The sequence below is a fragment of the Streptomyces sp. S063 genome (assembly GCF_002832675.1).
Classification (GTDB): domain Bacteria; phylum Actinomycetota; class Actinomycetes; order Streptomycetales; family Streptomycetaceae; genus Streptomyces; species Streptomyces sindenensis.
In genome coordinates, this window is sequence record NZ_CP021707.1 from 4,614,806 (window position 1) to 4,636,134 (window position 21,329).

The following is a 21,329-nucleotide window of genomic DNA, read 5'->3' on the forward strand; positions in this document are numbered from 1 at the left end:
GTAGCGCCGGGTCCGGGCGGTACACCTCTTACGGGGCGTACCGCCCGTACCCTTGTTACATCTGTCGGGCATCAAATAGTGGGTGCCCACGACTGAAGGATCACCGCATGCTTATCGCTCAGCGTCCGTCGCTGACCGAAGAGGTCGTCGACGAGTTCCGCTCCCGGTTCGTGATCGAGCCGCTGGAGCCGGGCTTCGGTTACACCCTCGGCAACTCCCTCCGCCGTACGCTCCTCTCCTCGATCCCCGGTGCCGCTGTCACCAGCATCCGGATCGACGGTGTCCTGCACGAGTTCACCACCGTGCCGGGCGTTAAGGAGGACGTCACCGACCTCATCCTGAACATCAAGCAGCTGGTCGTCTCCTCGGAGCACGACGAGCCGGTCGTGATGTACCTGCGCAAGCAGGGCCCGGGTCTGGTCACCGCCGCCGACATCGCGCCCCCGGCCGGTGTCGAGGTGCACAACCCCGACCTCGTTCTCGCCACGCTCAACGGCAAGGGCAAGCTGGAGATGGAGCTGACCGTCGAGCGCGGTCGCGGCTACGTCTCCGCCGTCCAGAACAAGCAGGTCGGCCAGGAGATCGGCCGTATCCCGGTCGATTCCATCTACTCGCCGGTGCTCAAGGTCACGTACAAGGTCGAGGCGACCCGTGTCGAGCAGCGCACCGACTTCGACAAGCTGATCGTCGACGTCGAGACCAAGCAGGCCATGCGTCCCCGTGACGCCATGGCGTCGGCCGGTAAGACCCTGGTCGAGCTGTTCGGTCTGGCGCGCGAGCTCAACATCGACGCCGAGGGCATCGACATGGGCCCGTCCCCGACGGACGCCGCTCTCGCCGCCGATCTGGCTCTGCCGATCGAGGAGCTGGAGCTCACGGTCCGTTCGTACAACTGCCTCAAGCGCGAGGGCATCCACTCCGTGGGTGAGCTCGTGGCCCGTTCCGAGGCGGACCTGCTCGACATCCGCAACTTCGGTGCGAAGTCGATCGACGAGGTCAAGGCGAAGCTGGCCGGTATGGGCCTCGCGCTGAAGGACTCGCCTCCCGGCTTCGACCCGACCGCCGCCGCCGACGCCTTCGGTGCCGACGACGACGCGGACGCCGGTTTCGTGGAGACCGAGCAGTACTGAGTCCCCTCCCGGCTGGGGGTGCCCCTGGCCGGGGCTGAGGCTTCGTCCTCCATCGCCGGACGGGCTTGATGTATCAGGCCCGAACGGCAGCTACGACTTCCGTGGGGCGTCCGCCGCACGGGAACTGACACCGGTACCTGATACGGCCGGTGCAGCACACAAGGAGAAACACCATGCCGCGTCCCACCAAGGGAGCCCGTTTCGGCGGTAGCGCCGCTCACGAGAAGCTGCTTCTCGCGAACCTGGCGAAGTCGCTGTTCGAGCACGGCCGCATCACGACGACCGAGGCCAAGGCCCGCCGCCTGCGCCCCGTCGCCGAGCGCCTCGTCACCAAGGCGAAGAAGGGCGACATCCACAACCGTCGCCTGGTGCTCCAGACGATCACGGACAAGAGCGTCGTCCACACGCTCTTCACCGAGATCGCTCCCCGGTACGAGAACCGCCCCGGTGGTTACACCCGTATCACCAAGATCGGCAACCGTCGTGGCGACAACGCCCCGATGGCGGTCATCGAGCTGGTCGAGGCGCTGACCGTGGCCCAGCAGGCCACCGGTGAGGCCGAGGCCGCCACGAAGCGCGCGGTCAAGGAAGACGCCCTCAAGAAGGACGAGGCCCCCGCGGCCGAGGCCGTCGAGGACGCCAAGCCGGCCGACGACGCGGAGTCCAAGGACGCCTGAGCGTTCTGAGACGGACCACGGGACGGGCCCGCATCACCCTTCGGGGCGGTGCGGGCCCGTTTCGCTGACCAGGGTGTGGAGAGGGAGACACGGTGAGTGACCAGGCCGAGCCCGGTTTCGTACGGGTACGACTGGACCTGTCCTACGACGGCAAGGACTTCTCCGGCTGGGCGAAGCAGACCAGCCGGCGCACGGTGCAGGGGGAGATCGAGGACGCGCTGCGGACCGTGACCCGTTCCGCGGTGACGTACGACCTGACGGTGGCGGGGCGTACGGACGCCGGGGTGCACGCGCGCGGCCAGGTGGCCCATGTCGATCTGCCGGAGGCGGTCTGGGCCGAGCACGAGGAGAAGCTGCTGAGGCGGCTGGCGGGCCGGTTGCCGCTGGACGTACGGATCTGGCGCGCGGCCCCCGCCCCGCCGGGGTTCAACGCCCGTTTCTCCGCGCTGTGGCGGCGGTACGCCTACCGCGTCGGCGACCGGCCCGGCGGGGTCGATCCGCTGACCCGGGGCCATGTGCTGTGGCACGACCGGCCGTTGGACCTGGACGCGATGAACGAGGCGGCCGCGCTCATGGTCGGCGAGCACGACTTCGCGGCGTACTGCAAGAAGCGCGAGGGCGCGACGACCATCCGTACGCTACAGAAGCTGAGCTGGGTACGGGATCCGGAGTCCGGGGTCCTGACCGCGACCGTGCAGGCGGACGCGTTCTGCCACAACATGGTGCGGGCGCTGATCGGGGCGGCACTGTTCGTCGGCGACGGGCGGCGGCCGGCCTCCTGGCCCGCCGAGGTGCTGGCGGCGAAGGTGCGCGACCCCGGGGTGCACGTGGTGCGCCCGCACGGGCTGACGCTGGAGGAAGTGGCGTACCCGGCGGACGACTTGCTGGCAGCGAGGGCCGAAGAGGCGCGAAACGTACGGACGTTGCCGGGTGCGGGCTGCTGCTGATCCTCAACCCCCGGGCATACGCTCGGGGGTTCGGCGGCCGGCTTCGGTCAGCCGTTGGGGTCGGCGACGGCCTGTGAGGCCTGGAGCTGTCCACGGCGGTGGATCTGACGGAAGGTGAAGTTCGTCAGGTCTTTGTTGACCGCGTAGACGTTCTCGTCGGCGGTGGTGACCCGCTTGCCGTCGAGGAAGCCGCCGATGGTGAAGTAGGCGTAGCGGCCGTACGAGTTGGACGTGCGCAGGCAGACCGTGCCGCCCCGGCAGAAGGTGTCGACGCCTCCGCCGCTGAGCGAGGCGAGACCGCCGGATGCCTGGTCGACGGCCTTCTTCGCGCGGGCCTCCGTCGCGAAGACGGCGACGCCGACCGTGACGGCCACCCCGTCCTTGCGGTAGGTGGCCCGGATGAGCTGCGTGCAGCCGTTGTTCGTCAGGACGGAGCCGAGGGCACCCTGGGTGCCGGTGGCGCACTTCGCGGAGCTGCTCGTCGCGCCCTTGAGGTGGACGCGGTCGCCCATGGTGAGCTTCTTGCCGGGGAAGAACCCGTCGACGGTGACCGGCGCCTTGTCCTTTTCGGCGCTGGATATGAAGTCCTTGGGGTCCGGCGGGGGCGGCGGGGCGACCGAGGAGAACGAGGGCTGGGGCGCGGAGGTGTCCTCGGGGAGGTCGGCGGGGGCGGGCAGTTGGCTCGCGTTCTTGTCGGCCTTGCCGGTGCCGCCGCCGTTCGATGTGACCACGGCGGTGGTCACGATCGCGCCGATCGCGACGGTGGCCAGGGCCCCGCCGCCGATCATCAGCAGTCTCTTGCGGCGGGCCCGCGCGGCCGACTGATCCGCCAGCGCCGCCCAGTCCGGTGTCCCGTCACCCCCGGGCCCCCAGGAGGCCCCCCCTTGCCCAAAGCTCATGCGCGCAGTTTAGGGGGTGAGGTAAACCGGTTGGGCCAGGAGTTCGTGGACCGTGACAATGCTCGGTATGGGACATCTCGAAGCGGGCCATCTTGAGTACTACCTTCCGGACGGGCGGGTGCTGCTCGGCGATGCCTCGTTCCGGGTGGCCGACGGGGCGGTCGTCGCGCTCGTCGGGGCGAACGGCGCGGGCAAGACGACCTTGCTGCGCCTTCTCGCCGGCGAGCTCCAGCCGCACGGCGGCACGGTGTCGGTGAGCGGCGGGCTCGGGGTGATGCCGCAGTTCGTGGGCTCGGTGCGGGACGAGCGGACCGTACGGGATCTGCTGGTGTCGGTCTCACAGCCGAGGATCCGGGAGGCGGCGAAGGCGGTCGACGCGGCCGAGGAGAAGATCCTCACCGTCGATGACGAGGCCGCGCAGATGGCGTACGCGCAGGCACTGAGCGACTGGGCGGAGGCGCGCGGGTACGAGGCCGAGACCGTCTGGGACATGTGCACGATGGCCGCGCTGGGCGTCCCGTACGAGAAGGCGCAGTGGCGCGAGGTGCGCACGCTCAGCGGTGGCGAGCAGAAGCGGCTGGTGCTGGAGGCGCTGCTGCGCGGGCCCGACGAGGTGCTGCTCCTGGACGAGCCGGACAACTATCTGGACGTGCCGGGGAAGCGGTGGCTGGAGGAGAAGCTGAAGGAGACCCGTAAGACGGTCCTCTTCGTCTCCCACGACCGGGAGCTGCTGTCCCGGGCCGCCGAGAAGATCGTCAGCGTCGAGCCGAGCCCGGCGGGGAGCGACGTGTGGGTGCACGGCGGGAGCTTCGCCACGTACCACGAGGCGCGCAAGGAGCGGTTCGCGCGGTTCGAGGAGCTGCTGCGGCGCTGGCAGGAGGAGCATGCCCGGCTGAAGGCGCTCGTCCTGCGGATGCGGCAGCAGGCGGCGAACAGCCCGGACATGGCCAACCGCTACCACGCGATGCAGACCCGATTCAAGAAGTTCGAGGAGGCGGGACCGCCGCCGGAACCGCCGCGTGAGCAGGACATCCGCATGCGGCTGCGCGGCGGGCGGACCGGGGTGCGGGCGGTGACCTGCAAGGGTCTGGAGCTGACCGGGCTGATGAAACCGTTCGACCTGGAGATCTATTACGGGGAGCGCGTCGCGGTCCTCGGCTCCAACGGGTCCGGCAAGTCGCACTTCCTGCGGCTGCTGGCGGGGGAGCCGGTGGCGCACACGGGGGAGTGGAAGCTCGGGGCGCGGGTGGTGCCCGGGCATTTCGCGCAGACGCACGCCCATCCGGAACTGCTGGGGAAGACCCTGGTGGACATCCTCTGGTCCGAGCACGCCAAGGACCGGGGCGGGGCGATGTCGGTGCTGCGGCGGTACGAGCTGGAGCGGCAGGGCGACCAGGACTTCGAGCGGCTGTCTGGTGGGCAGCAGGCTCGGTTCCAGATCCTGCTGCTGGAGCTGGCGGGCACGACGGCGCTGCTGCTGGACGAGCCCACGGACAACCTGGACCTGGAGTCGGCGGAGGCGTTGCAGGACGGGCTGGAGTCGTACGACGGCACGGTGATGGCCGTCACGCACGACCGGTGGTTCGCGAAGTCGTTCGACCGGTATCTGGTGTTCGGGTCGGACGGGGTGGTGCGGGAGACGGGGGAGCCGGTGTGGGACGAGCGGAGGGTGCAGCGGGCGCGGTGAGCCGGGGTGCGGGGTGCGGGGTGCCGTGCGGCGCCGTTGCGGGGGCGCTGCCCCCAGGCCCCCGCGCCTCAAGCGCCGGCGGGGCTGGGGTGTGCGGCGGGGCTGAAAGGATCGCCTCAAGCGGCCGGCGGGGCTGAGGTGCGCGGCGGGGCTGGTGCCTTCAGGGGCGTTTTGACCCCTGCGGGGGGTCGACGGTAGGCTTCCCCTTTGTTATGCGTATCGGCCGCGCCCTCGTGGCGCTCAGGGCCCTTACGTAGGTTCTCTGGAGCAGTTACCAGTGGCTCGCATACGGGCAGCGTCCCGGCATTGTGAGCCCCAGCTGCATGATCGCTTCAGGGGTGCCATGTGTCTGGACCTCATCCACTGAAGAAGCGAAGGCTACGAAGTGCGTACGTACAGCCCCAAGCCCGGCGATGTCACTCGCCAGTGGCACATCATTGACGCTCAGGACGTCGTCCTGGGCCGTCTGGCCACCACGGCCGCCACTCTCCTCCGTGGCAAGCACAAGGCGATCTACGCCCCCCACATGGACATGGGCGACTTCGTCATCATCATCAACGCCGACAAGGTGCACCTGTCCGGCAACAAGAAGACCCAGAAGATGGCGTACCGCCACTCGGGCTTCCCGGGCGGTCTCCGTTCGGTGCGCTACGACGAGCTGCTGGCGAAGAACCCCGAGAAGGCCGTCGAGAAGGCCATCAAGGGCATGATCCCCAAGAACACCCTGGGCCGTCAGGTGCTCTCGAAGCTCAAGGTCTACGCGGGCGACCAGCACCCGCACGCTGCTCAGCAGCCGGTCCCGTTCGAGATCACCCAGGTCGCGCAGTAGTTCCGGCCACCCCTAAGACGTACAGAAAGATCTGAGGAGAATCGTGGCCGAGACCACTGTTGAGAACCCCGTCGAGGGCACCGAGGGCGAGGAGACCTTCGCCGAGGTGACCACCTTCGAGTCCGAGGTTCCCGTCGAGGGCGAGTACACCAGCGAGTCCCTCGCGGGCCGCTTCGGTGACCCGCAGCCCGCCGCCGGCCTGGGCCGTCGCAAGAACGCCATCGCCCGCGTCCGGATCGTTCCGGGCACCGGCAAGTGGAAGATCAACGGTCGCACCCTTGAGGACTACTTCCCCAACAAGGTGCACCAGCAGGAAGTCAACGAGCCCTTCAAGGTGCTCGAGCTCGACGGCCGCTACGACGTCATCGCCCGTATCTCGGGTGGCGGCGTCTCCGGTCAGGCCGGCGCCCTGCGCCTCGGCGTGGCCCGCGCGCTGAACGAGGCGGACGTGGACAACAACCGCGCCACGCTGAAGAAGGCCGGCTTCCTCTCCCGCGACGACCGTGCGGTCGAGCGCAAGAAGGCCGGTCTCAAGAAGGCCCGTAAGGCCCCGCAGTACAGCAAGCGCTAAGTATCGCCTGCTCGACTGTCACGTTCGCCCCGGCGGCACACTCCGTGCTGCCGGGGCGTTCGTTTATCGACGCTCGCGGGCGTATAACGGCATGAGACGTTCATCGGTCCGGTGGCGCCGTACCCGTGTTCAGCCTGCGCCCATGCCCGCGCCGGGCCCGAGCAATGCCGTCCGGCACGCCTTTTTGTGGGTTTTCGCCGCTTTCGTTGTTGGTTTCTCAGTTCGTTTGCTGTGCAGTAGTGGTTTGTGGTTTCGGAGCACTTCGGAGGACACCAGTGGGACGACTCTTCGGTACGGATGGAGTACGGGGTGTCGCCAACGCCGATCTGACGGCCGAGCTGGCGCTCGGTCTCTCGGTCGCTGCGGCGCACGTACTCGCCGAGGCAGGCACCTTCGCGGGCCATCGCCCGACCGCCGTGGTCGGACGTGATCCGCGGGCATCCGGAGAGTTCCTGGAGGCCGCCGTCGTGGCGGGCCTGGCCAGCGCCGGGGTGGACGTGCTGCGCGTCGGCGTCCTGCCGACGCCCGCGGTCGCCCACCTCACCGGGGCCCTCGACGCCGACCTCGGTGTGATGCTCTCCGCCAGCCACAACGCGATGCCCGACAACGGCATCAAGTTCTTCGCGCGTGGCGGCCACAAGCTCGCCGACGAGCTGGAGGACCGGATCGAGACGGTCTACGAGCAGCACCGCAACGGTGAGCCGTGGAACCGCCCGACCGGCGCCGGCGTCGGCCGGGTCTCCGACTACGCGGAGGGCTTCGACCGGTACGTCGCCCACCTCATCGGTGTCCTCCCCAACCGGCTCGACGGTCTGAAGGTCGTCCTGGACGAGGCGCACGGCGCCGCCGCCCGGGTCTCGCCGGCCGCGTTCGCACGGGCCGGCGCCCAGGTCGTCACCATCGGGGCCGACCCGGACGGCCTCAACATCAACGACGGCTGCGGCTCCACCCACCTGGAGCTGCTGCGCGCCGCCGTCGTCGAGCACGGGGCCGACCTCGGCATCGCGCACGACGGCGACGCCGACCGCTGCCTGGCCGTGGACGCGGCGGGCGAGGAGGTCGACGGCGACCAGATCCTCGCCGTGCTGGCCCTCGCCATGCGGGAGGCCGGGCAGCTGCGGAAGGACACCGTGGTCGGCACGGTCATGTCGAACCTCGGCTTCAAGCTGGCCATGGAGCGCGAGGGCATCCGGCTCGTCCAGACGGCGGTCGGCGACCGGTACGTCCTGGAGTCGATGAAGGCCGAGGGCTTCGCGCTGGGCGGCGAACAGTCCGGTCACGTCATCGTCCTGGACCACGCCACGACCGGCGACGGCACGCTGACCGGCCTGATGCTGGCCGCCCGCGTCGCCGCCACCGGGCGGAGCCTCGCCGAGCTGGCCGGGGTCATGCAGCGCCTGCCGCAGGTCCTCATCAACGTCCCCGACGTCGACAAGACCCGGGTGAACACCTCGGCCGAGCTGGCCGCGGCGGTCGTCGAGGCGGAGCACGAGCTCGGCGAGAGCGGGCGCGTACTGCTGCGCCAGTCGGGTACGGAGCCGCTGGTGCGGGTCATGGTCGAGGCCGCCGACATCGAGCAGGCGCGGGCCGTCGCGGGCCGGCTGGCCGATGTGGTGAAGTCCGCGCTGGGGTGACGCCCTGAGCCATACGGCCCGTCAGCGGTCCGTCACGCTCCCACCGAGGCCCCCGGCGTGCTCGCCGGGGGCTTTCGCGTACGCCGGAGCTTCCACAGGCCCTTCTGGAGCAGCAGCGTCAGCGTGCCCGCCAGGACGATGCCGCCGAGGTTGGCGAGGAGCTGCTGGCCCGAGCCGATCGTCTGCTGGTAGTCGGCGTAGCTGAACGCGACGGCCGCGTTGGCGGCGGCCGGGACCGTCGTCACGGAGATCGCCACGCCGATCAGGGCCCCGGACTTCGCCGAGGTGAGGGAGAGGGTCCCGGCGACGCCGGCCAGGAACGCGACGACGAACGACATCCGGTCCGGGTGCCAGATGAAGCCGGTGTTCGGCCGGGGCCTGTCGATCATGTCGCGGGTGAACAGGCCGAACGCGTCCAGCAGCCAGGCGAACCCGGCCGTCACGATCATCGCCAGCGCGAAGCCGCCGATCAGCGCCCACAGCGAGCGGGCGACCAGGCGCGGGGCGCGCTGGACGACGGCCGTGGAGATCCCGGCCAGCGGGCCGAACTCCGGGCCGACCGCCATCGCGCCCACGATCAGCACCGCGTTGTCGAGCATCACGCCGCAGGCGGCGAGCATCGTGGCGAGGGCGAGGAAGGAGACGTAGGTGAGGGAGAACGTCGACTCCTCGTGCGTCGCCTCCGTCAGCTCCTCCCACAGCACCGCGTCGGCGCTGTCGCCCGGGGCCTCGCGCTCGGCTCTGTCGGCGTGCGAGGAGAGGGTGAGGTCGAGGTTCTCGACGCTGATCGCCCCGGTCCTTTCGATGCCGAGCCGGCGCAGCGCCTCGATCAGCTCGTCGCCGGCCTCGCGCGCCACGTCGCACATCACGACGTCCCCCGCGGGCGAGCGGGCGGCGCCCGGCAGGACCACGAGGTGGGCGGTGCCGACGGTGGACCCCAGGAGGGCGACAACCTCCTCCGTGGTGTCGGCGGGCACGATCAGACGCAGGTGCAGCACGCGGCACGCCCTTCCGGGCCGAAAGGTCAGAGCTTGCGCAGGGACAGCTTCTGGACCTTGTGGTCCGGGCCCTTGCGGAGCACCAGGGTGGCACGGCCGCGCGTCGGAGCCACGTTCTCCAGGAGGTTCGGCTTGTTGATGGTCCGCCACATGGTGCGCGCGTAGTCCAGTGCCTCCTCCTCGGAGACCTGGGTGTACTTGCGGAAGTACGAGGACGGGTCCTGGAACGCCGTGGCGCGCAGCTTGCGGAAGCGGTTCAGGTACCAGGTCTCGATGTCCTCGGCGCGCGCGTCGACGTACACGCTGAAGTCGAAGTAGTCGGCGAGCCCGACCCTGGTCCGGCCGTCGCTGCCGGGCAGGGCGGGCTGCAGGACGTTGAGGCCCTCGACGATGAGGATGTCGGGGCGGCGCACGGTGAGCCGCTCGCCGGGGACGATGTCGTAGATCAGGTGCGAGTAGACGGGCGCGGTCACCTCGTCCTTGCCCGCCTTGATGTCCGCGACGAACCGGGTCAGGGCCCGCCGGTCGTACGACTCCGGGAACCCTTTGCGCGAGGTCAGCCCGCGCGCCTTGAGCTCCTTCATCGGCAGCAGGAACCCGTCCGTCGTCACCAGCTCGACCCTCGGGTGCTCGGGCCAGCGGGCCAGCAGCGCCTGGAGGATACGGGCACTGGTGGACTTCCCGACGGCGACACTGCCCGCGACCCCTATGACGAACGGGGTCCCGCGCTGCGCCCCGTGCCCGTTCCCGGCGTCCCCCAGGAAGGTGTTCAGCGCGCCGCGCAGCCCGGAGGTGGCCTGGACGTACAGGTTGAGCAGCCGGGAGAGCGGCAGATAGACGTCCCGCACCTCGTCCAGATCGATGACGTCCCCGAGCCCTCGCAGCCGCTCCACCTCGTCGGCGGTCAGCGGCAGCGGCGTCTTGTCCCGCAGGGCGCTCCACTCGTCGCGCGAGAGGTCGACGTACGGGGTCGGCGCATGCTCGGTGCGGCGCTGGGGGCTCCGTGCGGGCGAAGTGATCACCCTTCATTGTTGCGGGAGTTTTGACGGAGTGGGGGGTGGGGTCGGTCACGTGGGTGGCGGCCCCCGGGAAACGGCCGTGGGCCCGGTGTCCGCTCCCCTGTGCCGGACACCGGGCCCACGCCCGGGCTTCGTGTGGGACGTACGGTCAGGGCTTCTGGCCCTTGGCGTCGACCACGGCCGCCCTGGTCCTCGCGACGTCCAGCAGGATGTCGCCGCGCTGGTAGGCGATCGGCTCGATGCCCTCGGGGCCGGTGACCTCGTGAGTCCTGGTGACGACATCGCGCTGGCCCGCGTAGCTGTAGTCCACCGGGTCGATGAAGATCTCGCTCCGGGTGTTCCGGTCGTACGCGCGGGTGACGGCGATGACCTGGCGGCCGCCGGCGTCACGGATCAGGTGGTCGGTCACGCCGATGCCCTTGATCGTGGCCAGCGCCCGGTAGATCCGGGCCAGCGCGTCAGGTGGCAGCGGGTACGACTGCAAGAGGACGGTCAGGGCGCGGAAGCTGTGGGCGTCCTCGTCCTCCCGAGGTCCGTTGGACCCGTCGCCGGTGGGGAAGACCTTCCGCAGTTCCGCGAGGAGTGCTTCCGGGTCTTCCGGCAGGCCGGCGGCGATCCGGTAGGACTCGCGGGCGGTCCGGTAGTCCGTGTCGGACTCGTCGTTCTCCGCGGCCTTGTCGTCGTACGGGATCCAGGAGTCCGGGCTGTAGGACCACGGCATCGTCTTCCGGATGTCGGCGGGCATCTCTTTCCACTGCTTCTCCTGTTCCGGGTTCTCCTCCCGGAGGTAGATCCACTGGTCCGACCGCGGTTCCGGAGGCACCTCCTGCCGCTCCAGGTAGTCGGCGGCCTCCCCCAGGGCGGCGGCCGGGCTCGACAGGTCGAGGTCGCCCGCCACGGTCGCCGGGCCCGACTGGCGGGGGTCCGAGGTGTCGACGATCTGCGTCACGAAGAGCGCCGCCGCGGTGATCGCCACCACCGCGCCGAGCGAGGCGATCCGCCAGTCGGCCCGCAGCCGGAGCGTGCGGCGGCTCCTGCCCTCGATGGCGTCGGTCAGCCGCTCGCGGCCGGGGGCCAGTGTGGCGCGGTCGGGTACGGGGGCGTCGGCACGCAGCTCCCGCAGCCGGGTCATTTCGTCCATGACGGGCTCAGCTCCTGTCCGGCCGTGGCGGGCGACGCGTCGAGCGCCGAGTCGAGCGCGGATGTGAACGCGGGGTCGGTGCTCAGGGACGCGCGGACCTTGCGGCGGGCCCGGTTCAGCCGGGACCTCACCGTGCCCAGCGGTATCCGCAGGGCCTCGGCCACCTCCTGGTAGCCGAGGTCCGCCCACGCGACCAGCAGCAGAACGTGCCGGTCACCGGGCGACAGCGCGGACAGCGCCCCCGCGAGCGGGGCCTGCACGGCGATCCGGTCGTCCGAGCGGTCGCTCCACGACGCGGCGACCGGGTCGTGTCCCGTCCGGGCCAGCGCCTTCAGCGCGCGCACCTCGGTACGGCGGTGCTTGCCGATCAGGTTGGCCGCGATGCCGTACAGCCAGGGCCGGGCCAGCCGGTGGGCCGTGTCGTAGCGGGCCCGGGTGCGGAACGCGATGAGGAACGTCTCCGCCGTGATGTCGTCCGCCGCGCCCTCCCCGAGGCGGCGGGCGGCGTAGCGGTGGATGTCCGGGGCGTGCCGGTCGTAGAGCCCGGCGAACAGTTCGGGCTCGTCGAGCGACTGGGCGATGACGTCGGCGTCGTCCCTGCCGTCGCCTCTGCCCTCGCCCGCGGTGCCCGGGCGGGCCGGAGGTGGTCCGGTCACTGCGCCTCCAGGGTGCGTCGGTCGGTGTGTCTGTCACCCCCCTGTTGTCCGCAGCGGACGGAATGGTTCACGAGTGAACGGCGGCCCCCCACGACGGAGGAGGCCGGGCCGCAGCGGACTGCGGGCCCGGCCTCGTCTCACGCGTCCTGGGGGTACCAGCGCAGTTCTACCGTGTTGCCGTCCGGGTCGAGGACGTAGACCGAGGTGGCCGAACCCCGGGCCCCGAAGCGGGGGACCGGGCCCTCCTTCACCGTGAACACCCCGGAGTCGATGACCTCCTGCCAGTCGAGCGGATCGACGACGAGGCAGATGTGATCCACGTTCGACTCGCCGCGCGGACGGTCCAGCAGGTCGATGATCGTCGTCGGGCTGACCCGGACCGACGGGAACGGGACCTTGCCCGCCCGCCACTCCTCCACCCGGACCGGCTCCAGGCCGAGCGGCCCGCAGTAGAACTCAAGGGCTCGCTCGACGTCGCCGACGTTGAGGACGAGGTGGTCGAAGTCCTTGATGCGGACGACCGGCTGTACGGACATGGCTCAGGCCTCCGACGCGTACGTGACGAAGTCCGCCCAGGCGGCGGGCGTGAAGCCGAGGCGCGGGCCGCCCGTGGGGAGTTGCTTGGAGTCGCGTACGTGGATGGTGGTGGGGGCGGCGGCGACCTCGACGCAGGAGGGGCCATCGTTGGTGCTGTAGCTGCTCTTGAACCACGTCAGCTCAGGGGTGCTCATGTCTCTCCCAGCAGTTTCTCGATGAATTCCCGCGACAGCCGGGGCGTGAGGGCCTGCGACCGGATGAGGTTGTAGCGCATCTCCAGGATCTGCACCTGCCTCGGATCGCTGATCAGCCCGCTGATGAGCTGAACCTCGTTGAGCCCGACGGTCTTTCCGTCCGTGAGCTTAAGGACGCGGTGCGAGCCGCCCAGACCCGCGTGCTCCTCCGCCTCCATCGGCATGACCTGGATCTCGACATGCCGCAACTGGCTCAACTCAAGCAGATGTTCGAGCTGGCGTCGCAGGACCATTCTGCCTCCGGTCCGCCGCCGGAGCGTCGCCTCTTCCTGGACAAAGGTCAGCAGGGGAGCGGGGCGGCGGTCGAAGACCACCTGCCTGGCCATCCGGGCGGCCACCAAGCGCTCGATGTCGTCCTCTGCGTACGCGGGCCGCCGTTCGCGGTACAGAGCTTGGGCGTACTCCTCGGTCTGGAGCAGCCCGTCGATCACGCCGTTGGCGTACGACCCGATCTCGATCGCCTCCGCCTCCAGCTTCGCCAGGTCGCGGACCTTCCTCGGGTACCGCGCCTCCTCCACGTCCTTCTTCATCGCCGAGATCTTGCCGTTCGCCCCGACGGCATCGTCCGTCTTGTCCAGGAACTCCGGCTTCGGGATGCGCCGCCCGCCCTCGACCTTGAAGACCAGGTTCTCGCTGTACCCGATGATCGAGCCCAGCTCGGCGGCGCGTAATCCGGCTTCCTCGCGCCACAGCTTGATCTGCCGGCCCACGGCCGCGATGACCGCGCCGGAGTCGTCCTCCAGGCCGAACTCGTGGTCCTCTTCGGTTCCGTCGATCATCTGCCGTTCCCGCCTTCATCCGTGCGCCCGCGCGGTGGGCACCGTACGTACGGGGACAGGCCCGTACACGCCAGGGACAGTGACGGTCCGTACCCGTGTCAGTGCTTCTCAGCGTAGGTACGGGCGGCCACGCTGAGTGACGTGAACCGAAAAATCACCCAACCGCGTGCACGCACCGGACAGTTCGCCGTCCAGCTCTCCGCCACCCGCCGGGGCGCCCGACTCGCCCGCCTGCTCGCCACCGAGCAACTGCGCTCCTGGGGGCTGCCGCTGGAGGACGCGAGCCTCGTCATCGGTGAGCTGGCGACCAACGCCGCCCTGCACGGGTACGTCCCCGGACGCGACTTCCGGATCGTGCTGAGCGTGTACGACGACGTGTTGCGGATCGAGGTCGCCGACACCCGGGGTGACCGCCTCCCGGAGAAACGCGACCCGGACGCGGACTCCGAGGGCGGGCGCGGGCTGTTGCTCGTCGAGGCGCTGTCGGTGCGGTGGGGTACGGAACACGGGCCGTTCCCGCGCAAGACGGTCTGGGCCGAGGTGGCGCTCACCGGATCGTGACGGTCGCGATCCGGTGGGCGGGAGAGGCCCCGGGAACGTGGGTCACCGGGGCGTGGGTCACCGCGACGCGGTCAACCGCGACGTGGTGGCCCACGACGTAAAAGCTTTTGAGTACGTGTCTTTGATCACTGGAGAAACAACCCGACCCAACCCCCCTCGTGGACCTCTGCGGGCCCCGGTCAGCTCGGGGGAGGCGCGATCACTCACATGGGTGAAGTGTGCCAACCGGGCTGGATTTATGACCTGTTGGCGGGCATATGCTCACGCTGACCACCACCCCAGACATTGAGACGGCCCCCGGCCGGGACTGGCATCCCGACCGAAGGCCTGACCACCGAGGAAGTAGGAGCTTCCCGATGGATACCCAGCAGGTTAGCGCTCCCCCGCGCCCTCCGTCCGCCGGAGTCGTACACATCAACATCCGGCTCACCGACGGCTACACGATCATCTCCAACCGGCTCTCCCAGCACCGCGGCATGTCCCTGCTGGCCATCGGCCTCGGCACTCACATCCAGTCGCTGCCCGACGGGCGGCGCGTCGGCGTGAAGGCGCTCGCCGCGGTCTTCCCGGAGAGCGAGACCCGTATCGCCGCCGCGTTGCGGGAGTTGGAGCAGCACGGGTTTCTGCGCCGCACCCGGGAGCGGGTCGGAGGCGGGAAGCTGGCCACGCGTACGGAGTCGTACAACCACCCGGAGGCGGCGGCCCGGGGGCGCGGGAGGGGACGGGAGCGCGTGGCTGTGCCGGTTCCGGCGCGTGCGGCTGTGCCGGTGCCTGCGGCTGGGCCTGTGCCCGCAGCTGGGTCTGGGCCTGGGCCTGTGCCCGCACCGGTGGCTGAGCCCGTGCGCGTAGCCGTGCCGGAGCCGGTGCCCGCGCCCGTCCCCGTGCCGGTCGAGCCCGCCCCCGCTCCCCGTCTCGTGCCGACGCCCACCGCTCCCCGTAAACCGCGCGTCACGCTGCCCGTCCCGCAGCGGCCCACCGAGGCCCTGTACGCGGCGGCGGCCGATCTGCTCGCCGGGCTCCCCCGGGCCGCGCCCCTGTTCCTCCTCTCCGAGGAGGACGTGCGCGGGCTCGTCCCGGGCGTCGCCGCCTGGCTGGAGCGCGGGGCGCGGCCGGATGCCGTACGGGCGGCGATCACCGATGATCCGCCCGTTCCCCTCCGGCATCCCGCCAAACTGCTGCGGCACCGGCTCGCCACGCTGCTCCCGCCGCCCCTGCCCGCCGCCGAGCCGACCGTCCCGCTCCAGAACTGCGACGACTGCGACCGGGCCTTCCGGTCGTCCGTGCCGGGGTGCTGCCGTGGGTGCCGCGACGCGCGTGCGTACGGCGACGATCGGCTGCTGAGCGCGTGACCCAGGAAAGAGGAAAGCAGTGATGCCCGTACGGATGAGCCAGGTGGACGCGGGGAGCAGGAGAAAGCGCCGGACTTTTTCGGCGTGCGTGTCGATCGCGGTCGGTCCCGTTCGTCGTCATGGTGTAAGCAGCCTTGAGGGCTGGTACCAGACAGGCGACAGGAGCCGATCATGAAGTACATGCTGCTGATCCACAGCGGGGCCGTCGACGAGCAGGGCGGCGCGCCCCAGTGCACCGTCGAGGACTGGATGGCGTACGACAAGGCCGTACGCGACGCCGGGATCCACGTCTCCGGGGAGTCGCTGGCCGACCTCGTGACCGCGACCACCGTGCGGGTCTCGCCCACGGGGGAGCGGACCGTGACGGACGGGCCGTTCGCCGAGACCAGGGAGTTGCTGGGCGGGTTCCTCGTGATCGACGTGCCCGACCTCGACGCCGCCCTCGACTGGGCCGCGCGCTGTCCCGGCTCGCGTGACGGCGGCGCGGTCGTCGTCCGGCCGGTCGCGGACTTCGGGGCCTGAGAGCCGTGGCGGACGAGGGCGCCTCGGCCGGGGAGGGCCTTCCGCCGGCCGGTGAGGGCGTCTCGGCGGGGGAGGCCCGGGTCGCCGTCGAGGCGGTGTTCCGGGAGGAGCGCGGGCTGCTGCTCGCCTCCCTCGTCCGCCGGTTCGGAGACCTCGACCTGGCCGAGGAGGTGACGTCCGAGGCGATCGAGGCGGCGTTGCGCCACTGGCCCGCCGAAGGCGTCCCCGCCCGGCCCGGGGCCTGGCTGCTGACGACCGCGCGGCGCAAGGCCGTGGACCGGCTGCGGCGCGACCAGGCGTACGCGGCCCGGCTCGCCGTCCTCCGGGCCGACGCGGAACGGGCGGAGCCGGCCCCCGCGGCGGACACGGGATCCGTATCGGGCGCGGGATCCACCTCGGGAGCCGAGACCGGTGAGCCGGCCGACGAACGGCTTCAGTTGTTCTTCACCTGTACCCACCCCGCCCTCGCCGCCGAGGACCGTACCGCCATCACCCTGCGCTGCCTCGCCGGCCTCACCACACCGGAGGTCGCCCGCGCCTTCCTCGTGCCGACGGCGACCATGGCCCAGCGCATCGTGCGGGCCAAGAAGAAGATCCGCGAGGCCCGGATCCCGTTCCGGGTGCCCGGACCCGATGAACTGCCGGAGCGGCTGCCCGGAGTGCTCCAGGTCGTCTACTCGGTGTTCACGGAGGGGTACGCGGCCAGCTCCGGTCCCCGTCTCCAGCGGCTCGACCTGGCCGAGGAGGCCATCCGCCTCGCCCGGATACTGCGCCGTCTGCTGCCCGCCGAACGGGAGACCGCCGGGCTCCTCGCGCTGCTGCTCCTCGTCCACGCCCGGCGCGACGCGCGGACCGGGCCGGACGGCGAGCCGGTGCTCCTGGAGGAGCAGGACCGGGGGCGCTGGGACCGGGCGATGATCGAGGAGGGCCGTGGGCTGGTGGTCCGGGCGCTGACCGGCGGACCGGCCGGGCCCTACGGGGTGCAGGCGGCCATCGCCGCTCTGCACGACGAGGCGGCGGACGTGGAGTCCACGGACTGGGCGCAGATCGTGGCCCTGTACGACGTGCTGTTCACCCTCGCCCCCTCCCCCGTGGTGGCGGTGAACCGCGCCGTGGCGGTCGCGATGCGGGACGGGCCGGGCGCCGGGCTCGCGCTGCTGGACGCGTTGGCGGGAGAGCCGAGGCTGCGCGCGTACCCGCCGTACGCGGTGGCCCGGGGGGATCTGCTGACCCGGCTGGGGCGGGCGGGGGAGGCGGCGGAGGCGTACCGGCAGGCGCTGGAGCAGGCGGGCACCGAGCCGGAACGGGCCGCGCTGCGACGGAAGCTGGGGGAGTAGGCGGAGACCGTGCCCGAGGCGGCTGGAGGGGTACGGGCGGCGCTCGCCGGTGATCCGCCCGTACCCCTCCGGTACCCGGCTCGTCACCGGGCCGCTCACCCGCCGGAGCTGGGCCCCGGAGGCCTACACGTCGACCAGCGTGGTGCCGCTCACGTCGGCGTCGTCGTGGGCTCCGGTCTCCTTGTTCGTCACCCGGACCACGAGGTCGCCCTTGTAGGCCGGCCGGGCCACGCCCTCGGCGGGCGGAAGCAGTTCGCTGCTGACCACCTCGTCCACGATCGGCTCGCCGTGGACCGGGAACGCGCACCGCTCGCCGGCCGGGACGTCCCAGGGTGCGGAGGGGGCCGGTTCCCAGCCCGAGCCCTGGGCGGCGGCGGTGGCGGGGAGCCCCCGGGCGCGGTCAGCGCTGCTCGCCGCGGTGGTGGTCCACGAGGCGCGTCAGCAGGCCGGTCAGTGTTCGCCGGTCGGCCGCGCCCAGCGGGGCGAGGAAGTCCTCCTGCGCGGCGGCGAGCAGTTCGTCGAGGTGGGTGAGTTCCCGGCGGCCCGCCGCGGTGATGCTGATGATGTTGCGGCGGCGGTCCTCCGGGTCGGGTGACCGGTCGAGGAGCCGCCGCTCGGCCAGCTCGTTGACGGTCGCCACCATGTCGCTGCGGTCGATGCCGGTACGGCGGCCCAGGGCGGCCTGGCTGGACGGGCCGTACTCCTCCGACGCGGCGAGCAGCGCGTAGTGGTAGCGCCGGGCGCCGGCCTCGGCGAGCGCCCGGTCCACGATCCGGTTGGCGGCCAGGGCCGCCTGGTTGGTCAGCCTGCTCGGCAGTGTGCGCAGCCGCCGCGGCGGCATCCCCTCTTCGATGTCCACGGGCGCGAATCTAGCAAGTCGTTGGCCGGACCCACGATCCGGCGTATTGTGGGTCCAGCCAACGTTGGTTCAGCCAATGACATGGAAGGTCGCGATCATGATCAAGCCGTTCCGCATCGACATCCCCCAGGCCGACCTCGACGACCTGGACGACCGGCTCTCCCGCACCCGCTGGCCCAACGAGATCGCCGACGCCGGGTGGGACTACGGCTTCCCGCTCGCCCGGCTGAAGGAGCTGGCCGACCACTGGCACACCCGGTACGACTGGCGGAAGCACGAGGCCGAGCTCAACGACCTGCCCCACTTCACCACGGAGATCGAGGGCCAGAACGTGCACTTCGTCCATGTGCGGTCCCCGAGACCGGACGCGCTCGCGCTGATCCTCACCCACGGCTGGCCCGGGTCCTTCCTGGAGTTCCTCGACGTGATCGAGCCGCTGGCCCGCGACTTCCACCTCGTCATCCCGTCCATCCCGGGTTACGGCTTCTCCGGGCCGACCCGCGAGCGCGGCTGGGACGTCACCCGGGTGGCGCGGGCCTGGGCCGAGCTCATGCGCCGCCTCGGGTACGAGCGATACGGCGCGCAGGGCGGCGACTTCGGGTCGGGCATCTCGACGGCGCTCGGATCGGTGGACCGGGAACGGGTGGTCGGGGTGCACGTCAACTACCTGCCGACCCGGCCGGATCCGGACGCCGGGGTCGACCTGTCCGAGCAGGACCGGGCCCGGCTGGACCAGGTCAGGCGACTGATGGCGAACCGGCCGCCGTACCAGGCGCTCCAGGCCGCCACCCCGCAGACCATCGGCTACGCGCTGACCGATTCGCCCGTCGGCCAACTGGCCTGGATCGCCGAGCGCTTCGCCCAGTGGACGGACCCCCGCACGCCGGTCGGCGACGAGCGGATACTCACCGACGTATCGCTGTACTGGCTGACCGCCACCGCGGCCTCCTCGGCGCGACTGCACCGCGAGTCGACGCGGCGGGGCGAGCCGTGCCCGGTGCCGCTCGGCGTGGCGGTGTTCGCCCACGACATCACGCGGTCGGTGCGGCCGCTGGCCGAGCGGCTGTACGACATCAGGCACTGGTCGGAGTTCGACCGTGGCGGTCACTTCGCGGCGATGGAGGTGCCGGAGCTGCTGGCCGGGGACGTGCGGGAGTTCTTCCTCGAGCTCGCCCGGGGCGTTGCTCAGGGGTAGCCCTGAGGGCTGGCGCGGTCGGCTGCCTTCCTGATGGCATTCCCGTTGCCTGGACCGTTCGCCGCGCAGGGGGGGGCGGAAGAGGGGTGAGCGCCGAGCCGGGTGAATCATGGCCGGAAGTCCTATCTTGACCCGCTCATGACATGGCTCCATTCTGTGCCCGTCGCACAGCTCCACCCCCCACCCCGACGGACCCAGGAGATGCCAGCATGCGACTCGTCACCCCACGGACCTCCCGGCCGAGAACCCGGCCCGCGAGGACCCGCCGCAACGCCGCCCTAGCCGTTCTGCTCGCCCTCGGCCTCGCGGCCCCCGCGACCGCCGTGGCCACCGCCGAGCCCTCCGCCCCGAACGCGGCCGTCGCCGCCGACGAGCGGGTGCTCCAGTACGAGATCGCCGGGCGCACCACCCCCGCCGCCCGGACCGACATCGCCCGCGCGGGCGTCTCGATCGACGAGGTGCACGACCACGGAGTCGTGATCACCGCGGACGCCGCCCAGGCCAGGAAGCTCCGGGCGCGCGGTCACGTCCTGGAGGCCCTGCCCGCGCCCGACGCCCATGCGCACGCCCACGGGGCGGACGGCGTCGGCGTACAGGACTTCCCGCCCGCCGACTCCCGCTACCACAACTACGCCGAGATGACGGCGGCGATCGACGCGCGCATCGCCGCGAACCCCTCGATCATGAGCAAGCGGGTCATCGGCAAGACGTACCAGGGCCGGGACATCATCGCGGTCAAGGTCAGCGACAACGTCGGCACCGACGAGGCCGAACCCGAGGTCCTGTTCACCGCCCACCAGCACGCCCGTGAGCACCTGACCGTCGAGATGTCCCTGTACCTGCTGCGCGAGTTCGCGGCCGGCTACGGGACCGACTCCCGGATCACGCAGGCCGTCAACGGCCGCGAGCTGTGGATCGTGCCGGACATGAACCCGGACGGCGGCGAGTACGACATCGCCTCCGGCTCGTACCGCAGCTGGCGCAAGAACCGGCAGCCCAACAGCGGCTCCAGCGCGATCGGCACCGACCTCAACCGCAACTGGGCCTACAAGTGGGGCTGCTGCGGCGGCTCCTCCTCCAGCCCGTCGTCGGACACCTACCGCGGCCGGGCGGCCGAGTCCGCGCCCGAGACGAAGGTCGTGGCGGACTTCGTGCGCAGCCGGGTGGTCGGCGGCAAGCAGCAGATCACGGCGGCCATCGACTTCCACACGTACAGCGAACTGGTGCTGTGGCCCTTCGGCTACACGTACAACGACACCGCCCCCGGCATGACCGCCGACGACCGCAACGCGTTCGCGGCCGTGGGCCGGAAGATGGCGGCGAGCAACGGCTACACCGCCGAGCAGTCCAGCGACCTGTACATCACCGACGGGTCGATCGACGACTGGCTGTGGGGCTCGCAGAGGATCTTCGGCTACACCTTCGAGATGTACCCGAGCTCGTCCTGGGGCGGCGGCTTCTACCCGCCCGACGAGGTCATCGAGCGCGAGACCTCCCGCAACCGGGACGCGGTGCTGCAGCTGATCGAGAACGCGGACTGCATGTACCGGTCGATCGGCAAGGAGGCGCAGTACTGCTCCTGACGGGGTGAGACCGGCTCCCCTCCGGTGCGGGATCCCCTGCGGCCCCGCACCGGAGTCTCACGCCACGTCGTGGACGCTGTGCTCGCCGAGGTCCGGGGCGTGCCGGCGACCGTGTGGTGGTCGAGGTCGTCATGAAGGACCGTCAGCCCGTGGTGGGCCGCCACT

23 protein-coding genes are annotated in these 21,329 nt (G+C 71.0%); 13 read left to right on the top strand and 10 right to left on the bottom strand.

All coding sequences use genetic code 11. The features are described from left to right. Window positions 1-107 precede the first annotated feature (107 nt). The 3 genes from CCZ36_RS21530 (at window position 108) to truA (ending at window position 2,754) form a co-directional block, all read left to right on the top strand. The gene (locus CCZ36_RS21530) at window positions 108-1,130 is read left to right on the top strand and encodes a DNA-directed RNA polymerase subunit alpha (RefSeq protein WP_003966937.1); all 1,023 of its coding nucleotides are present in this window, start codon (window positions 108-110) and stop codon (window positions 1,128-1,130) included. Window positions 1,131-1,303: 173 nt separating this feature from the next. Beyond that, window positions 1,304-1,807 (top strand): 50S ribosomal protein L17, encoded by a 504-nt coding sequence (gene rplQ, locus CCZ36_RS21535; protein ID WP_069736456.1) that lies wholly within the window; start codon window positions 1,304-1,306, stop codon window positions 1,805-1,807. Between the two features lie 92 nt (window positions 1,808-1,899). After that, window positions 1,900-2,754, top strand: coding sequence for a tRNA pseudouridine(38-40) synthase TruA (gene truA, locus CCZ36_RS21540; protein WP_128818371.1), 855 nt, complete (start codon window positions 1,900-1,902; stop codon window positions 2,752-2,754). Window positions 2,755-2,801: 47 nt separating this feature from the next. On the opposite strand, the gene CCZ36_RS21545 is transcribed toward truA, so the two are convergent. Next, window positions 2,802-3,653 carry a hypothetical protein gene (locus tag CCZ36_RS21545; protein ID WP_079149497.1) on the bottom strand — a complete coding sequence of 284 codons (852 nt, stop codon included), beginning with the start codon at window positions 3,651-3,653 and terminating at the stop codon, window positions 2,802-2,804. 67 nt (window positions 3,654-3,720) lie between these two features. On the opposite strand from CCZ36_RS21545, the gene CCZ36_RS21550 reads away from it, so the two are divergent. From CCZ36_RS21550 to glmM, 4 genes are all read left to right on the top strand, one after another. Further along, window positions 3,721-5,340 carry an ABC-F family ATP-binding cassette domain-containing protein gene (locus tag CCZ36_RS21550; RefSeq protein ID WP_069736459.1) on the top strand — a complete coding sequence of 540 codons (1,620 nt, stop codon included), beginning with the start codon at window positions 3,721-3,723 and terminating at the stop codon, window positions 5,338-5,340. A gap of 385 nt (window positions 5,341-5,725) precedes the next feature. Then, window positions 5,726-6,169 carry a 50S ribosomal protein L13 gene (rplM, locus tag CCZ36_RS21555; protein WP_069736460.1) on the top strand — a complete coding sequence of 148 codons (444 nt, stop codon included), beginning with the start codon at window positions 5,726-5,728 and terminating at the stop codon, window positions 6,167-6,169. 43 nt (window positions 6,170-6,212) lie between these two features. After that, window positions 6,213-6,740 carry a 30S ribosomal protein S9 gene (rpsI, locus tag CCZ36_RS21560; protein WP_010058767.1) on the top strand — a complete coding sequence of 176 codons (528 nt, stop codon included), beginning with the start codon at window positions 6,213-6,215 and terminating at the stop codon, window positions 6,738-6,740. Between the two features lie 275 nt (window positions 6,741-7,015). Continuing rightward, entirely contained in the window at window positions 7,016-8,374 is a 1,359-nt protein-coding gene (gene glmM, locus CCZ36_RS21565) for a phosphoglucosamine mutase (protein ID WP_128818372.1), read from the top strand. 32 nt (window positions 8,375-8,406) lie between these two features. Here the strand turns inward: glmM and CCZ36_RS21570 are convergent, their stop codons facing one another. The 7 genes from CCZ36_RS21570 to CCZ36_RS21600 form a co-directional block, all read right to left on the bottom strand. Further along, the gene (locus CCZ36_RS21570) at window positions 8,407-9,372 is read right to left on the bottom strand and encodes a DUF389 domain-containing protein (protein WP_128818373.1); all 966 of its coding nucleotides are present in this window, start codon (window positions 9,370-9,372) and stop codon (window positions 8,407-8,409) included. Window positions 9,373-9,398: 26 nt separating this feature from the next. Further along, window positions 9,399-10,394 (bottom strand): type I pantothenate kinase, encoded by a 996-nt coding sequence (coaA, locus tag CCZ36_RS21575; RefSeq protein ID WP_069736463.1) that lies wholly within the window; start codon window positions 10,392-10,394, stop codon window positions 9,399-9,401. 145 nt (window positions 10,395-10,539) lie between these two features. After that, window positions 10,540-11,532 carry a CU044_5270 family protein gene (locus CCZ36_RS21580; protein WP_128818374.1) on the bottom strand — a complete coding sequence of 331 codons (993 nt, stop codon included), beginning with the start codon at window positions 11,530-11,532 and terminating at the stop codon, window positions 10,540-10,542. Beyond that, window positions 11,520-12,188, bottom strand: coding sequence for an RNA polymerase sigma factor (locus CCZ36_RS21585; RefSeq protein ID WP_128818375.1), 669 nt, complete (start codon window positions 12,186-12,188; stop codon window positions 11,520-11,522). Before CCZ36_RS21585 ends, CCZ36_RS21580 begins: the two co-directional genes overlap by 13 nt. A 137-nt stretch (window positions 12,189-12,325) precedes the next feature. Beyond that, window positions 12,326-12,724: a VOC family protein gene (locus CCZ36_RS21590; protein ID WP_069736468.1), complete on the bottom strand. Its 399-nt coding sequence runs from the start codon at window positions 12,722-12,724 to the stop codon at window positions 12,326-12,328. Window positions 12,725-12,727: 3 nt separating this feature from the next. Further along, window positions 12,728-12,919 carry a DUF397 domain-containing protein gene (locus CCZ36_RS21595; protein WP_069736469.1) on the bottom strand — a complete coding sequence of 64 codons (192 nt, stop codon included), beginning with the start codon at window positions 12,917-12,919 and terminating at the stop codon, window positions 12,728-12,730. After that, on the bottom strand, window positions 12,916-13,758 hold the full coding sequence (locus tag CCZ36_RS21600) for a helix-turn-helix domain-containing protein (protein ID WP_069736470.1): 843 nt from the start codon (window positions 13,756-13,758) through the stop codon (window positions 12,916-12,918). Before CCZ36_RS21600 ends, CCZ36_RS21595 begins: the two co-directional genes overlap by 4 nt. Window positions 13,759-13,899: 141 nt before the next feature. Between CCZ36_RS21600 and CCZ36_RS21605 the strand changes: the two genes are divergently transcribed. From CCZ36_RS21605 to CCZ36_RS21620, 4 genes are all read left to right on the top strand, one after another. Next, window positions 13,900-14,319 carry an ATP-binding protein gene (locus CCZ36_RS21605; protein WP_069736471.1) on the top strand — a complete coding sequence of 140 codons (420 nt, stop codon included), beginning with the start codon at window positions 13,900-13,902 and terminating at the stop codon, window positions 14,317-14,319. A 356-nt stretch (window positions 14,320-14,675) separates the two neighbouring features. Next, window positions 14,676-15,668: a hypothetical protein gene (locus tag CCZ36_RS21610; RefSeq protein ID WP_128818376.1), complete on the top strand. Its 993-nt coding sequence runs from the start codon at window positions 14,676-14,678 to the stop codon at window positions 15,666-15,668. 171 nt (window positions 15,669-15,839) lie between these two features. Continuing rightward, window positions 15,840-16,190, top strand: a complete 351-nt coding sequence (locus CCZ36_RS21615) for a YciI family protein (RefSeq protein WP_030798833.1) — start codon at window positions 15,840-15,842, stop codon at window positions 16,188-16,190. Window positions 16,191-16,195: 5 nt separating this feature from the next. After that, window positions 16,196-17,527, top strand: a complete 1,332-nt coding sequence (locus CCZ36_RS21620) for an RNA polymerase sigma factor (protein ID WP_206515761.1) — start codon at window positions 16,196-16,198, stop codon at window positions 17,525-17,527. Between the two features lie 123 nt (window positions 17,528-17,650). On the opposite strand, the gene CCZ36_RS36980 is transcribed toward CCZ36_RS21620, so the two are convergent. Further along, entirely contained in the window at window positions 17,651-17,803 is a 153-nt protein-coding gene (locus CCZ36_RS36980) for a hypothetical protein (RefSeq protein ID WP_443069814.1), read from the bottom strand. A gap of 124 nt (window positions 17,804-17,927) precedes the next feature. Further along, window positions 17,928-18,386 carry a MarR family winged helix-turn-helix transcriptional regulator gene (locus CCZ36_RS21630; RefSeq protein ID WP_128818377.1) on the bottom strand — a complete coding sequence of 153 codons (459 nt, stop codon included), beginning with the start codon at window positions 18,384-18,386 and terminating at the stop codon, window positions 17,928-17,930. A gap of 97 nt (window positions 18,387-18,483) precedes the next feature. Here CCZ36_RS21630 and CCZ36_RS21635 point away from each other — a divergent pair, with 97 nt between their 5' ends. Continuing rightward, a complete protein-coding gene (locus CCZ36_RS21635) occupies window positions 18,484-19,581 on the top strand; it encodes an epoxide hydrolase family protein (RefSeq protein ID WP_128819667.1) in 1,098 nt (365 codons plus the stop codon). Between the two features lie 209 nt (window positions 19,582-19,790). Beyond that, complete coding sequence (locus tag CCZ36_RS21640; protein ID WP_069736477.1) at window positions 19,791-21,164, top strand: M14 family metallopeptidase; 1,374 nt, start codon at window positions 19,791-19,793, stop codon at window positions 21,162-21,164. Window positions 21,165-21,329 lie beyond the last annotated feature (165 nt).